The sequence below is a fragment of the Paraglaciecola chathamensis S18K6 genome, from assembly GCA_000314955.1.
GTDB lineage: Bacteria > Pseudomonadota > Gammaproteobacteria > Enterobacterales > Alteromonadaceae > Paraglaciecola > Paraglaciecola chathamensis.
Window position 1 is genome coordinate 1 of sequence record BAEM01000034.1, and the last position, 16,059, is coordinate 16,059.

At 43.1% G+C, this 16,059-nt stretch carries 9 protein-coding genes; 4 read left to right on the forward strand and 5 right to left on the reverse strand.

Annotated features, from left to right (window positions below; genetic code table 11):
• Window positions 1–590: 590 nt before the first annotated feature.
• Window positions 591–3,716 (forward strand): S8 family serine peptidase, encoded by a 3,126-nt coding sequence (locus GCHA_RS12615; RefSeq protein WP_007988777.1) that lies wholly within the window; start codon window positions 591–593, stop codon window positions 3,714–3,716.
• Between the two features lie 843 nt (window positions 3,717–4,559).
• On the opposite strand, the gene GCHA_RS12620 is transcribed toward GCHA_RS12615, so the two are convergent.
• Both GCHA_RS12620 and pssA read right to left on the reverse strand, forming a co-directional pair.
• The gene (locus GCHA_RS12620) at window positions 4,560–5,099 is read right to left on the reverse strand and encodes a PEP-CTERM sorting domain-containing protein (RefSeq protein WP_007988778.1); all 540 of its coding nucleotides are present in this window, start codon (window positions 5,097–5,099) and stop codon (window positions 4,560–4,562) included.
• A 246-nt stretch (window positions 5,100–5,345) separates the two neighbouring features.
• Window positions 5,346–6,182 (reverse strand): CDP-diacylglycerol--serine O-phosphatidyltransferase, encoded by an 837-nt coding sequence (pssA, locus tag GCHA_RS12625; RefSeq protein WP_007988779.1) that lies wholly within the window; start codon window positions 6,180–6,182, stop codon window positions 5,346–5,348.
• Window positions 6,183–6,557: 375 nt separating this feature from the next.
• On the opposite strand from pssA, the gene xdp1 reads away from it, so the two are divergent.
• Entirely contained in the window at window positions 6,558–7,364 is an 807-nt protein-coding gene (xdp1, locus tag GCHA_RS12630) for an exosortase-dependent surface protein XDP1 (RefSeq protein WP_007988781.1), read from the forward strand.
• Window positions 7,365–7,521: 157 nt separating this feature from the next.
• Complete coding sequence (gene prsT / locus GCHA_RS12635; RefSeq protein ID WP_007988782.1) at window positions 7,522–10,317, forward strand: XrtA/PEP-CTERM system TPR-repeat protein PrsT; 2,796 nt, start codon at window positions 7,522–7,524, stop codon at window positions 10,315–10,317.
• A gap of 379 nt (window positions 10,318–10,696) precedes the next feature.
• Here prsT and clpB read toward each other — a convergent pair whose 3' ends face one another.
• The 3 genes from clpB to rluD form a co-directional block, all read right to left on the reverse strand.
• Complete coding sequence (gene clpB / locus GCHA_RS12640; protein ID WP_007988784.1) at window positions 10,697–13,273, reverse strand: ATP-dependent chaperone ClpB; 2,577 nt, start codon at window positions 13,271–13,273, stop codon at window positions 10,697–10,699.
• Window positions 13,274–13,394: 121 nt separating this feature from the next.
• Window positions 13,395–14,129, reverse strand: a complete 735-nt coding sequence (gene pgeF, locus GCHA_RS12645) for a peptidoglycan editing factor PgeF (RefSeq protein ID WP_039992500.1) — start codon at window positions 14,127–14,129, stop codon at window positions 13,395–13,397.
• A gap of 6 nt (window positions 14,130–14,135) precedes the next feature.
• Entirely contained in the window at window positions 14,136–15,119 is a 984-nt protein-coding gene (gene rluD, locus GCHA_RS12650) for a 23S rRNA pseudouridine(1911/1915/1917) synthase RluD (RefSeq protein WP_007988787.1), read from the reverse strand.
• Between the two features lie 175 nt (window positions 15,120–15,294).
• On the opposite strand from rluD, the gene GCHA_RS12655 reads away from it, so the two are divergent.
• Window positions 15,295–16,059, forward strand: coding sequence for an outer membrane protein assembly factor BamD (locus tag GCHA_RS12655; RefSeq protein WP_007988791.1), 765 nt, complete (start codon window positions 15,295–15,297; stop codon window positions 16,057–16,059).

Consider the following 16,059-nt stretch of genomic DNA (forward strand, 5'->3'; position numbering starts at 1 on the left):
AAAAAACTGTTCAACTGCCGAATTAATAAGCAAAACCATTTTCTATAGCTATGCGGGTAAAATGCTTTATGTGGTTGAAGTAGCAGAATAGTTGAAGCTGTCCAATGCGCCAGCGGCCTATCTATCTGCATAACAATCTGCATAACAAACAACAGAACAGCAATTTACTATCAACAAGCTTTTCTAAACAAATCCCTCTGGGTGATATATGTCAATTAATGTAAAGAAGTGTCAGCTTTATTTACAATTATATTTCCTTCATTTTTAGACTGCTATTAAAATCCATATTTATCAGCAACCTATATTAAAGGTGTAATATTTGCTTCCCCCACTCGGTAACTTTGTTAGGCATGGATTATTGCTATTGAAGTTATTTATTCGCTATATTTTGCAAGTGTTAGTTGAAACACGTTACAAAGTATTAATTCCATTACAGAGAAAATAAGGAGTAGAAGAGCACAGCTATATTACTTCAGGGGGTAAAATAGCTTCGAATACGTTCCATAATACGTTCAGTATTGTTATTTCAATTAAACAAAAATAAACAAATACTGGAATAAATATAAAAATAAAGTAAGTCGGAGAATCAAATGAAGTTTAAGCGTTCAATTTTAGGCAGTATGATTTCTGTTGCAATGGCAGCACCCTTAGTTTCAGCAGGTGAAATCAATCAACCAGTAGATATGAGCACATTAACTGAAGCTAAATCATCTATCACAGCAGTGAAAGGTTCCGGAATTTATATCGTTCAATTAAAAGGCGAGCCCGGTATAAGCCAAGCTCAAGCAACAGGTGAATTGCTTCCAAGCAATCAGTTAGTCGCTCAAGGGAACCGATACAACGCTAAATCGCCAAGAATGCAAGCCTACACCAATCAATTAAAAGCCAGACAAACTGAAATAAGCAGCTCTGTTGGTTCAATGGAAGTATTGCATAATTATGTGCATAGCTTTAACGGCTTTTCAGCCAAGATGACATCCTCGCAAGCCAAAGCACTAGAAAATAATCCGAACGTAGTCAGCGTTTTTGAAGACAGGGCTTTTGAACCTGCAACGTCTTCTACCCCAGACTTTCTTGGATTAACGAGCGCAAACGGGCAGCATACTTTAGGAATCAAGGGCGACGACGTCATTGTCGGTGTACTAGATTCAGGTATTTGGCCCGAAAACCCAAGTTTCGCAGATGACGGTAGTTACTCTGACCCAGTTGAGTTAGGTTGGACGGGTACCTGTGACACCGGTGAGGAAGCTGAAGCTAATTCATTTGAATGTAATAATAAACTCATTGGCGCTCGTTATTATAACGAATCGTTTGCCTCGACTTATGAGATACAAACCGCTTTAGGTGAATTTATTTCACCACGAGATGCAGATGGTCATGGAAGCCACACAGCAAGCACTGCTGCGGGCAACGAAGGCGTAACAGCAACTATCAGAGGCACCGACGTCACTACCGTTACTGGTATTGCCCCCCGTGCTCGTGTGGCTATGTATAAAGTATGTTGGAATGCCGATTATGTAAGCCCTGAAGGCGTTAATGAAAGAGGCTGTTTCTTTGGTGATAGCATGGCGGCAATTGACCAAGCGATAGTTGACGGCGTAGACGTCATTAACTATTCGATTGGTAACTCTGAAGACTTAACTACCCCGGTATACACCGCGGGTTTGAGAGCTGCACAAGCTGGAATATTCTTTGCTGCCTCTGCTGGCAATGATGGCCCTGATGCTGCAACCGTCAGTAATATCGCTCCTTGGTTAACTACGGTAGCCGCGTCTACCCATGACGGTACTATCTATAATAGTGGTGTCGGAGCCACTATCGATGGAGAAGAGCAAATATTTGCAGCGACTGTTGCTGATTTTTCTCCTGCATTAACGGATATCGAACCAGTAGAGGCTCAATTGGTTATCGCCGATCCGCTTCTTGGCTGTTTTGAAGAAGAAGGTGTAGCCACTCCTCTCATAAATGCAGACCAATTAGCAGGAAGAATCGCATTACTTAGTCGTGGTGCTTGTGCTTTCGTCGAGAAAGCTGAGCGAGCTCAACTTGCTGGTGCGGCTGGGGTGATTATTTATAATACAGATGGCCGCCCTGCATTTGGGATGGCAGGAGACTTCCCAGCCGAAATTCCGGTTGTCGGGATATCAGCAGCTGCAGGTGAAGCGTTAAATGCAGCCATTTCAGAAGGAAAAGATGTTAGCGCGGTACTAAGTGCTAGCACCTTTGTTCAAACCCAAGAAGTGCCAAATCTTATAGCTGACTTCTCATCTAGAGGTGTTAACCCAAGTACTGGGGATATCATAAAGCCTGATATTACCGCACCAGGCGTTAATATCTTAGCTGCGAACAGTGAGCAGCAATTTAACGGCGGCAGTCAAGGCGAGGCATTCCACTATTTAAGTGGTACGTCTATGTCAGGACCTCATATTGCAGGTATGGCTGCACTACTACGAGGCCAATACCCTGACTGGTCACCTGCTCAAATCAAATCAGCATTAATGACCTCCGCACGTCAAGATTTATCAAAAGAAGATGGAGAAACACCAGCAGACCCGTTTGATTTTGGAGCAGGGCACGCTTCGCCAGTTGCGGCAATGGCACCAGGTCTAACATACGATGCAAACGTAAATGACTACCTAGCATTCATGTGTGGCCAAGGGCATGAAGATTTTGTAGAAGCGCAATCTAATGAAACCTGTGACACGTTGACTGAAGCTGGGTTCTCTACAGATGCTAGTCAACTTAATTACCCATCAATTGCTGTAGAATCGTTACTTACAGAAGAAACGGTTAGCCGCACGCTAACGGATGTTTCAGGTGTTGGAGGCGATTATGTTGTTTCTTTAGATGTTCCAGAAGGAATATCAGCAACGGTGAAAACCTTTGATGGTGAAGGCGTCGAAACTGAGTCAGGTAATTTAGTGGTGGCTCCAAACGGTAAAGCTAGCTTTACTATCACATTTGCCAAAACAGACGATTCGATTATAGATGAGTGGGCATTCGGTGGGATTACGTTTACCGGTGCAGACGGAACGGTAGTACGCAGTCCAATAGCTGTAAAACCCGCACCTAGTATAGATATCGATGTGCCCGAAAGCATATCACTGGATCTAAATCGAGGGCGAGCTAGTTTCCCTGTGCAAATGCTTTACTCAGGTCGAACAAGCTTAGATTACACGGGCTTGGTAGCGCCTTTTGGAGCATCAGGTACCGTTAGTCAAGATCCTGACCAGACCTTCGGCTTTAATGAAGCGGGTTTAGGAACGCACTTCTTCGTAATACCTGAAGGTACTAAGGTTGCTCGATTTAGTCTGATTGACGCCTTAGTAGCGCAAGAAGGCGCGGATTTAGATCTATACATTTATAGCTGTGTTGGAGGTTTATGTTCTCAAGAGGCGGTTTCGTTCAATAGCGGCTCAAATGAAGATATAATCTTGACCAATCCTGCACCGGCTGATTTCTACATCGCTTGGGTTCACGGTTGGAGTTTAGCGGGTGCGGAAACGACTGACTATACCATGTTAGGCTGGATTGCAGATCAAGCTGAATCGACCACTCGTGTATCAGGTTCAAGTAGAGCAATTGATGGTAGGTTCAACAACATTCGTATAACCACTAGAGGTCTAGATCCTAACCTATACATGGGAGCGGTCACCTTCTATAACGAAGATGGCACGCCTCAAGGTACGACTGTACTAGAGGTAGTGCAACCATAGAGCAAAATCTTAGCGTGTGAGAGATTCTCACTCTAGTATTATGTACTGTAAAGCCTCGCATTCGCGGGGCTTTTTTATTAACAAGAATAAAAGGCTACTGTGTATTATGAACATCTTAGCTACCGGTCATAAAATAGGCTCGGAATATGGAATATCGCCCTAACTTCAATTCCAATAAATAACCACTCAGCGAAAACTTAAAAGGTCTCAATCAAAGCGCTTGAATGATAGCCCTTTATTAAAAATTAACCTGTGCTCTTTCAACTTCGAACAACACAGAGTAAGCCCTTTTAAACTCGCCCGACGGGGATTTCCCCAGAAGGTTTTGCACAGCAGCGTCCTCGATATTTAAAATGGAACAACCATTACTGCACACAGACGCTTTGTTCAAAACCCGCTGGATAGCTTCTGAGAGAGCAATTATTTAATGAGGTTGATATAAAATAAAACTAAGCCTGCACCTGTTTAGACATATTAGTGATGCCATAAAAACTTGATTTATAAGAAGCGACAATCACTAATATAAAAGTGGGATGAATCAGTTAAGCTCGTTAATGAGACAGACGAGTACGTCAAAGGGCTGTATATAGGGCTTTATCTGTCACTCAGATTGGCCCGCGATCAATTTGTCATCAGCATGCTACTAACTGATCGTAAATTCGCTTCCTCAAACGTGATAAACAATAGTAAAAGTGAGGGAAAGGCCTTTAGGTGTATATAGTCATTGACTAATACCATCCCTCTACTGAGTAAAATTAAAAAATATGAACAATAGCCAAGGTGGGGCAAATATAAAAAAAGAGAGCATATAGCTCTCTTTTTTCAATATAATTACGAAACCTGTTAGTTTTTACGACGACGAAGGCCCATTGCTACTAAGCCTAAGGCAAGAATCGCAACACCAGCAGGAGCAGGAACTCGAGCCTCACCCAATGTAGCTGCTTCCGAAAAGAAAACGAAATCCCCGTTAGCATCGAAAATGTCTACGTAGGTATTTTCCGGTGTAAATATGTCAATGATGACTTGATAAGACCACATATCTGCACTATCCAGCTCAGTCACATCAAATGCTAAAAACTCAATACCCGAATTGACAGCACTTAAAGAGCTTGCATCTACAGTTGCTTCAAAATCAAATACGTCAAACTCTGTACTATCAAATAAATTCAGTGAAACGAATTCAAAAACAGAAACGAGTCCGCTACCAATTTCGCTTGAGTCGAGATCAATAACGACTTCACCCAAGTTAAAGCTACCAAAAATTGGATCATCAACGATTTCTATTGACTGTGTAATTAATACTGCGTTCGCTGAAAAAGAAGTAAACCCTAAGCTCGCGACTACTAGTGCGACGGCAGCACCGAATTTTCTTATAGACATCATATATTCCCATACCTTTGTAATTATTAGTTGATTTGGTCAGATCGTGTGTTTGTCTAACCTGCTAAAAAACAAGCAGGTTTTACGCCAAAAAAAAACAACTTACTTTTCAGGTGGTTAAAAAAATGAATGATAACTATGTAAAAAAAACTGACACTAATGAGTAAGAGAATATCGGGTCGAATTATTGACCCGATAGAATACGAAAGCTAAATCGTGAACGCCCGGAGCTTTGACTCAATGGTGACGTTAGGTATTTTCGTCTGTGTTGTTTTTTACGTGAGGTTCTGTTTCTGCTTGCTCTTTGGGTGCATCACCATCAGTTGACATAAAGTCTGCGTCATTTTCATCGGCATCCCCTACTACATGCTCCAGCTTGACTTTATCTACACTTCTAAAGGTATTAATAGGCCCAGCGAGTGCATATAACGCAAAAACGACAAACAACACCAATGCAGGCTCAGTCGCTACAACAACGAAAATCAACATAATGAGTAGCAAAGCCACAAACGGCACTTTGCCATGCCAGTTGACTTCTTTGAATGAATTGTACTTAAAGTTACTGACCATTAATAAACCCGCTAGGCTTGTTACCAAGGCCACAATAACGCCATAATCATCACCGTTCACGTCGTACTCGCCACCAACCCAGACTAAACCGGCGACCAATGCGGCGGCGGCCGGGCTTGCAAGGCCTTGAAAGTAGCGCTTATCGGCAATACCAATTTGTGTATTAAAACGTGCTAAACGTAAAGCAGCACCGGCTACATAAATAAAGGCGGCTAGCCAACCAATTTTGCCTAAACCGCTTAAACCCCAGTTATACGCAACCAAGGCTGGCGCCATACCAAAAGACACCATGTCGGCCATTGAATCGTATTCGGCACCAAATTCACTTTGGGTATTGGTCATACGCGCAACACGACCATCAAGCCCGTCAAAAATCATTGCGATAAATATCGCTACGGCAGCAGCTTCGAAGTGCCCATTCATAGATGCAACAACAGCATAAAAGCCAGAAAATAGACCAGCAGTAGTTAATAAATTGGGTAAAAGATAAATACCTTTACGCTTTGATTCGGGCATAACAGCTCCTTTGATAAAATAACGGCGCCAAGATAGCATAAACGTTTGGCGTTAGTTATTGGGCAATTTAAAAAATAGTCAGATTAATTCGTTATTATTCTCGGTAACGCATTCCTGACGTATTATTAGGCATACCTATTATACGTATTTCCTATATTCGCTCCTATCAATAAATGTATAATTGCTTCATGTATATATTTTGAGCCACAGGTCAGACGTGCTGTCTGCTTTCTTTACACAGGAATTATTTTCGCACGCTTGCATTTAGTAACCAGCTGAATACAAAGGAATAAAAAAACATGGCACATTTACTGCTTCGTTGGCGAAATAAGAATTTTAAAACGCTCAGCATCTTTAAAGGACTGGAAGGTTAATATGAAGAAACTATTTATTTTGCGCAGTGCAGCGCTCGCGACATCGTTAATGACAATGTCATTTGCTAGCTTAGCAACAAGTACAACAGGTCCTAGCGACGATACATATTGGAATTTTAGGTCTAACGGTTTAGCTGCAACTAATGGCCAAGGCACCACTTGGGGGAGCGGAGCGAATTTTGGTAATAACATGTTATTATCAAACGATGGCATCGAAGTTACTATTACCGCGTGGGCAGATACCGGCGAAGTGTCCGGAGATGATAAAATCGAAAGCGCAGCGGTCTCAAGAAATAATAGTGGTTTATTAAATTATAACCGTCACTATAATGACAACAATGATGGTCACTATGTAGATAATAGCGGTGATACTGATATGTTATTATTTACGTTTGACGAGTTGGTGTCTATTACCGGTATCAATCTCGGGTATTTTAGTGACGATTCTGATATATCTATTGCTGCGTTTGATTCACTACCAACATTGCAGGGTCAGACTTGGGCGAATGTAGCTAGTGCTGCGTCTTACAGCGCAAGCTTCAGTGACTTAGATACGAGCAACTACTCAATTGCGACTAGTACTGCGGGTGTTGATTCAAAATACTGGGTAATTGGTGCATACAATGGTGCTTTTGGCTCACCAGGATGGAGCACTGGCAACGATCACCTCAAATTAGCTGGTATATCTACAGTAGCAGGCACTGGCCCAGATCCTAAGCCGCCTACAGATGTTGCAGAGCCTAGCTCATTAGCAGTATTAGCTTCATTCGGTTTGTTTGCAGTGTGGCGTCGTCGTAAAACTGCATAAACACGTTTAATGTTTTGAAAACCTCACTTTGTGAGGTTTTTTTTTGCCTTGAAATATACATTAGTATATTTGTATCCATCAAATACCTAGGGCATTCAAGTAAAATATGCCGTAGTATTTTAGCCATGCATTCTATGGAAAAGAGTCAATCCAATTTATGAAACTTCGTTCATTATCCATTTCGATTAGCGCCGTTGCGTTTTGCGCTGTATTACCTTCTTTGGCGTTCGCTGACACATCAGCGGACTATGAGAAAGCACTAGCTTCGTTCAATCAAGAAGCTTTCTCTGAATCATATATTCATCTTAAAAATGCCTTACAAGAGTCCCCTTCTCATTTACCGTCGAAACTGCTAATGGGTCGCGTTTTATTAGTAGACGGTTATATCAATGATGCTATCACAGAATTTGAAGAAGTAATGGATGCAGGCGCTGATTTAAACTTAGTGCTGGTACCATTAGCAAATGCCTATCTTATTAGCCGCCGATTTGATGCACTTATCGATTTGCCAACACCGCGTAGCTTATCGTCATCGGTAAAGCTTGATGTTCAGCTATTAAAGGCTGCAGCACATATTCAGAAAAAAGAGTTAGAACAAGCTAAGTCAATTTATGAAAGCGCCCAACTTGAGTTTGGCCAAAACAGCAATATGCTAAATGGCTTAGCGCAGATTTCGCTAATAAACAAAAATTACGCTGAGGCAAACCAATATTTAGATAAAGCCCTCTCGGTTGAGCCCAATAATGCGAAGAGTGTGATGCTGCGCGGTTTAGTGTTGCAAAGCCAAGGTCAAAGTGACGAAGCGCGAAAACAGTTTGAGTTGGCTTATCAATTTGATGAATTTGATCCAACCATTAAACGCGCTTTAGCCAATAGCTATGTAGAAGCTAATATGCTCAGCAAAGCCGAGGAAATGATTGCTCTCATCGAAGAGCAAACCTCTGGTGATTTGCAAACACAATTGTTAAAAGCACGCGTGTTAGCCATGCAAGAAAAAAACTCAGAGGCTGATGCGTTACTCTCGCAACTTAACCAAATGCTAAGCCTAGCGACTGACGAAAACAAAGCGCAAACGAGCTGGATTAGTTTAGTGGCGGGGATAACCGCTTATATCAATAAAAATTACGAAGTCACTGTGCGAGAACTCAGCCGATATGTTAAATCTGGCTCGGCGCCTCCTGAATTGCTAGGCATGTTAGCCGAAGCGCATATTCGCCAAGGCGATGCTAAAAAAGCAATGGCGCTACTTGAGCTAAATGAATCTATTGTACTTGAAAGTATTCCCGTTTCATCACTACTGTGCGACCTGTATTTAGCCAGTAACAAGGTATTTAAATGTAACAATCTCGTAGAAGAGCTCAAACAAGAATATGGAGCTAACCACACGGTCATACTTTTAGAAGCTAAGCTGCTGGTGCGCCGAGATAGAGTTGACGACGCACTCGCATTGCTTAGTAACAGCAACCTTGATACCAATGCGGAAGATGTTTTATTGTTTAAAGCGACGCTTGAAGCGAATAATCAGCGTTATGCAGACGCGCTGGTATCAGCAAACACATTAGTTGAGTTACAACCGGATAACTTAAAATACCAAAATCTGCATGCCGATTTAAATATTCGTTTAGGTAATTTCCAACAGGCTACAACCTCATTAAATAACGTGCTCTTAGCAGATCCTGAAAACATAGCGGCACTGATGAACTTGTCGCGCGTTCAATTCGCTCAACAAGCACTGCCTGAATCGCTTCAAACAATTGAGAAAGTCATTGCCCAGCAAGGAACTAATATTCCGGCACTTGTGCTGCACGCGCAAATATTAATCAAACAGCAAAAATTAGAAGAAGCAATAGAAACGCTACTCACGGCAAAAGCCGCGGCTCCTAATAAAGCAGCCCCCCATGAATTGTTAGCTAATATCTACCGTAAACAACAAAAGTACGCCATAGCTTTAACTGAAGTTAATGCTCTGCTGAAAATTGATCGATTAAATTCAGCGTATATCTTCGAAAAGGCTAATTTACTGATAGCTTTAAATGAGCCGCAACAGGCGAAAAGCCAGCTAGATATATTGTTTGGTCAATGGTCAGATAACGCTGCGCGCCTAGTTGAGTTGAGCCAAGCTCAACGCCAAGCGAAAGATGTGAATGGCGCAAAATTAAGCTTACAGAGAGCCACTTCTATAGCCCCGCAATACGCCCTTGCAAAACTGGAATACGGGCAATTACTTATTAGCCAAGGAAGTTTGCCTGAAGCAAAAGCCCTTATTGAAAGTATGCAAAAGGACTTTTCTAACAACCCAAATGTGTATGTATTGCAAGGCAATTATTTTAAAGCCGTTCAAGACATTGATAGCGCCTACAATGCATATTCTCATGCTGTCACATTAAAGCCTGATTTTACCCTGCCCTTGATCGAGCTATACCAAATCGCCAGCCAAGGACCTCAAAAAGAAGCCTTTAAAGAGTATCTAAGTAATCACTTGTCAAAAAATGAAGATGCTCATTTTCAAAGACACCTACTTGCCGATCTGCTTTATATTGAGGGCAATATGCCTGCTGCCGAGGTGCAATACTTAAAACTGATCTCTATAAATGGGTTACCTAACAAAGACCGTATTTACAACAACCTTGCTTTAATTAAAGCAGAGTCTGAACCCAAACAGGGGCTCGAATATGCAGAAATAGCCGCGCAGCTAACCCCAGATTCTGCCGCAATCTTGGATACTAAAGGTTGGTTACTAGTGAAAAACGCGCAATATCAAGAGGCATTAACGACACTACGTACCGCTTTTACTATGCGTTCGAGTGATCCATCTATTCGTTATCACTTAGCCGCCGCGTTAACGGGTCTTGGGAAAGCTGAACAAGCAAAAAGCGAGTTGACTCAAGCACTGGCAAGTACCAGCCCTTTTCCTGAAAAACAGCAAGCCGAAGCTTTGTTAAAAACGCTATAATACCATTCCACGTTAATAAGTGATCACTCAGCGAGAGTTTAAAAGGGCTTAAACAAGGCGCATGACTGACAGCTCTTTATTAAAAGAAAACTAGTTCTCTTTCGAAGTCATGCAACGCAGTGTAAGCCCTTTTAAAACTCGCCTGCAAGGAATGCCCCAGCGGCTTTTGCTCTGCGTTCTCACTATTTGAAAGGGAACAACCATTACTACATAGCGACGCCTTAATCAAAAACCGCTGGACGCATTCTGAGGCGGTCACTTATTAATGCGGATTGGTATAACTTGTGTGCTTATTAGTTGACGAACAAATAAGTTTCTCACCCAAAAAAACGGCTACCTCTTGGTAGCCGTTCTTATATATGAATACGTTACGCAATAACTAGTCGATAATGAGCCCATTTTCATCAGCATCAATACTGACCACACTGTCGGTCATAAGCTTTCCTGACAGGATCTTTTGCGCTAACGGATTTTCGATTTCCATCTGAATAGCCCGTTTTAGTGGCCGCGCTCCGTATACTGGATCAAACCCTGCTTCTGCAAGTTTCTCAAGAGCGGCATCGGTTAATTCTAGCCCTATGCCTTTATCTTCTAGTCGTCTACGTAACAACTGCAATTGCTTACTCGCGATAGACGTTATTTGTGCTAATCCCAGTGGATGGAATACCACGGTTTCATCCACGCGATTTAAAAATTCAGGCCTGAAGTGAGTGCTGAGCACATCAAGTACAGATTGCTTCATTTTCTCATAATCATTTTCACTGTGCTGCTCTTGAATGATATCTGAGCCAAGATTAGAGGTCATGATGATAACCGTGTTTTTGAAATCAACCGTTCGCCCTTGCCCATCAGTTAAACGGCCGTCATCTAATACCTGAAGCAAAATATTAAACACATCAGGATGCGCCTTTTCAATTTCATCAAGCAAAATCACTGAGTAGGGTTTGCGCCTAACAGCCTCTGTTAAATAGCCACCTTCTTCGTAGCCAACATAGCCTGGAGGTGCTCCCACCAGCCTTGATACTGAGTGTTTTTCCATAAACTCCGACATATCAATACGTACCATGGCATCTTCAGTGTCGAACAGGAAGTTTGCCAAGGTTTTACATAGCTCGGTTTTACCTACCCCTGTAGGGCCTAAAAATAAGAAAGAGCCTATGGGTTTGTTCGGATCTGCAAGGCCTGCTCTAGAGCGACGTATAGCGTTTGATACTGCATTAACTGCTTCACTTTGCCCTACTACGCGCTCGTGTAATGCGCTTTCCATGTTCATGAGTTTGTCTTTTTCGCCCTCAAGCATTTTAGACACTGGAATGCCTGTCCAGCGGGAGAGCACATCTGCAATCTCGCTTTCAGTTACACGGCTTTTAAGCAACTGATGTTCGATCGGCTGAGATTCAGACTCAGTGGCAATTTCTAGCTTGCTCTCAAGCTCTGGGATCCTGCCATATTGAAGCTCAGACATACGGCTTAAATCAGAAGCTCGACGAGCAATCTCGAGATCTAGCTTAGCTTGATCTAGCTCGGCACGAATGTTTTGCGTGCCCTGCATAGCCTGTTTTTCTGACTTCCAAATCGCTTCTAATTCTGAGAATTTAAACTCTGCTTGCTCGCGCTCTATTTCAATTAACTCTAAGCGCTTATGACTCGCCTCGTCTTTTTCTTTAGCAAGCGCCTGCTCTTCCAATTTTAATTGGATGATACGACGCTCAAGTCTGTCCATATCTTCAGGTTTTGAGTCCATCTGCATACGGATACTTGAAGCAGCCTCATCGATAAGATCAATAGCCTTATCTGGCAACTGCCTATCGCTAATATAACGATGAGACAAAGACGCTGCCGCTACAATTGCAGGATCGGTTATCTCAACCGAATGGTGCAGCTCATAACGTTCTTTTAAGCCGCGCAGTATGGCAACGGTATCTTCAACGCTAGGCTCTTCCACCAGCACTTTTTGAAAACGTCTTTCTAAGGCTGCATCTTTTTCGATGAATTGGCGATATTCATCAAGCGTAGTCGCGCCCACACAATGCAACTCACCACGAGCTAGCGCCGGTTTGAGCATGTTACCAGCATCCATAGCGCCCTCGCCCTTACCGGCCCCTACCATGGTATGCAATTCATCGATGAACAGGATCACGCGACCTTCTTCTTTGGCAAGTTCGTTTAGCACTGCCTTTAAGCGCTCTTCAAATTCACCGCGGAATTTTGCCCCAGCAATAAGTGCGCCCATATCAAGGGATAAAACGCGTTTGTTTTTAAGCCCTTCAGGCACTTCTGAATTGATTATTCGCTGGGCAAGGCCTTCCGCAATAGCCGTTTTACCTACCCCTGGTTCACCAATGAGTACAGGGTTGTTTTTGGTTCTGCGCTGCAGTACCTGAATAGTGCGGCGAATCTCGTCGTCTCTGCCAATAACGGGATCAAGCTTACCTTGTTCTGCTCGTTCGGTTAGATCAGTAGTGAACTTTTCAAGTGCTTGACGCACGTCTTCCGCATTTGGATCATTAACTGTTTGCCCACCGCGCATGTCTTCAATCGCTTTTTCGATGGACTCTTCTGTCGCCCCGTTTTGGCGAAGTAAATCACCAAGTTTGCCTTTGTCCTGCACCGCAGCCAAAACGAAGATTTCAGAGGTGATGTATTTGTCTTTACGCTTTTGTGCAATTTTGTCGCTCAGGTTTAACAGTACGACGGTTTCTTTGGCTAATTGCACATCGCCACCAACGCCTTCTACGCGAGGCAGATGATCTACCGCTTCAGCTAAGGCGGAACGTAGGGTATTGACATTGACCTTCGCATGGTCAAACAAAGCGCGCACCGAGCCACCTTGCTGATTTAGCAATGCCGTCATCAAATGTACAGGTTCAATAAATTGATGGTCACGCCCAAGCGCAATGGATTGAGCATCAGAAATGGCAAGTTGAAACTTGCTAGTAAAACTATCTAAACGCATATGCCACTCACATTTAAAGGATGATTAATTAACCTATAAATGGAGCGCAGCAAAAAATTATCAAGCGCAAGAGGTGTTTTTAGTAAAAGAATTTGAGCCAGATCAAGTTATCAATCAGTGGCTAGGGTTGTAGGTAAATTCCGGTCACCATACGCCCAGTCTGAGTTAAACCTTGATGCGTTGCCCTGCGGTGAGAGAAAAATAACGCTTCATTCTCATAAGTACACATATCAGCGCTGAAAATCTGCTTAATACCCAGCGCGGATAACTTGGCTTGGGTAATACGCTGTAAGTTTGCGTGGTATTTTCCAGTTACCTTTGTGGGCAAGAAGCAATCTGGGTAAGCTTGAAAATGCGCAAAAACAAGATCGTCTACTTCAAAATTTTTCTGGCTAATATGCGGGCCGATCCAAGCTATTAATTCTGACGCAGCGCTGTGCATTTGATTGCAGCTGTTTTCAATCACCCCGTCAGCTAAGCCTTTCCACCCAGCGTGCACAGCAGCCACTTCCGTGCCTTGTTTGTTGCACAATAATATGGGCAAGCAATCGGCGGTCATCACAGCACAAACAAGGTTCGGTTCTGATGTCGTGCTGGCATCAAAACTCATGTTTTGCACACTGTTGCTATCAAGTGAAATACAACTGTTGCCATGTACTTGATTTAGCCACTTGATATTTTGATGAAGTGGTAACTGCTTGCGATTCGCCTGCACTGTATCGAGCGAATCCCCTACATGCTCCCCAACGTTTAAAGAGTCGTAGGGAGCTTGGCTCTGCCCGCCGATCCGTGTAGTCGAAAACGCTTTTACACGTTGTGGTGCGGGCCATTGGGGGATAATGAGATTTAGCGCCATCATGTATTAAACAAGATCATCCGGATTTTGTGCCGTGTCTTCTTTTAGTACGTCTAGCAAGTTAACAAAATCGTCAGGCAAGGGAGCTTGAAACGACATCCACTCCCCTGTAATTGGGTGCTCAAGTTCAAGCTGGATTGCATGCAAAGCCTGACGTTTAAAGCCACGAATCGTTTCTATCATTACCTCACTGGCTGCTTTTGGTAAACGAGGCCGGCCACCGTACGCTTGATCTCCTACCAAAGGGTGGCGTAAATGCGCCATATGCACACGAATTTGATGGGTACGGCCTGATTCAAGTTTCAAACGAAGATGGGTGTGGGCGCGGTACTTATGCTTAACTCGGTAATGCGTTAAGGCTGGCTTGCCCGATTGTACGACAGCCATATTAGTGCGCTTAGTAGGGTGTCGACCAATGGGCTCATCTACACTGCCACCGGCTATTAAATTTCCATACACCACAGCTTCATATTCGCGGCTAATTTCCCTAGCTTGCAGTTTTTCAACCAAGTGTGTTTGGGCCGGTATTGTTTTAGCGACTACCATCAGACCTGTCGTGTCTTTGTCTAAGCGGTGTACGATACCTGCGCGCGGCACGCTTGCTATATCAGGCACGTGGCTTAGCAAGGCATTTAAAATGGTGCCATTGGCGTTACCCGCCCCCGGATGCACAACCAAATTTGTTGGCTTATTGATCACCAAGATATGTTCATCTTCATAAACAATGTTTAAATCGATTGCTTGCGCACTGTGGCGCTCTTGTATTTCGATGCTCGCATCAATTTCAATTAACTCTTCACCAAGTAGCTTTTCTCTTGGCTTGTTCACTATCTGACCGTCAATCGAGACTTGATCTGCCAAAATCCAATCTTTTATGCGAGATCGTGAATAATCAGGGAACATTTCAGCCAAAGCTTGATCCAAACGTTTACCTAATAACGTTTGCGGCACCACGGCCTGTAGTTGTATTTTTTCATAGCTGGTAGACATGCAAAGGAGACCCTAGTAGTGTTTCGGACGATTTATATGTGCATAGCCCCAGACGCTGGGTTAGAATATGCAGTTGTTATCGGTTCGGTAAAACCCTATTCTAACGGATTTTTGCCAGCAATGAATCGGCGAACGCTTATCGCAAGCATAAATAAGAGCAAATAAGACAAATATGATGAGAAAGTTATCGTTACCCAAGGTTTTTCTAGCCGCTGCAATCATCGCACTAGGTGGCTGTTCGTCCTCTCCAGATGAAGAAGAAGTCGTAGTAAACAATCGTAGTGCTCAATCTTTGTATGAAGATGCGAAAGAAAAAATGGCAATTGGTAACTTCAATGCCGCAACTGCAACCCTTAGCGCATTAGACTCCAGATACCCTTTTGGCCCCTTGTCCAATCAGGTTCAACTTGATTTGATTTACGCTTACTACAAGTCAGGCAAAGTAAATGAAGCAATATCGACCATAGATCGCTTTACACGCTTGAACCCTAATCATGCTGACGTTGACTACGCAATATATATGCGTGGTTTAACCAACATGGAATCTGACAAAAACTTGTTTCAAGAATTGGTCGGTATTGACCGCTCAGATCGTGACCCAAGTAAGTCACGTGAAGCCTTTGAAGATTTCAGACGTTTAATTGAAAAATTCCCAGACAGTAAATATGCAGCCGATGCACAAAAACGCATGTTGCATATCAAAAGCCGCTTAGCGAAGTATGAAATTGCTATAGCCCGCTTTTATATGCGTCGTGAGGCGTACGTTGCCGCAGCTAACCGTGGACGCTATGTGCTTGAATACTACCCAGATACGGATCATGTCCAAGAAGCGCTGGAAATCATGGTGGAATGTTACGACCAACTTAAGCTCGACGAGTTAAAGAATAACGTCATGAAAACACTGAAATTGAATTACCCTGACAGTAGCTTTATTAGCTAA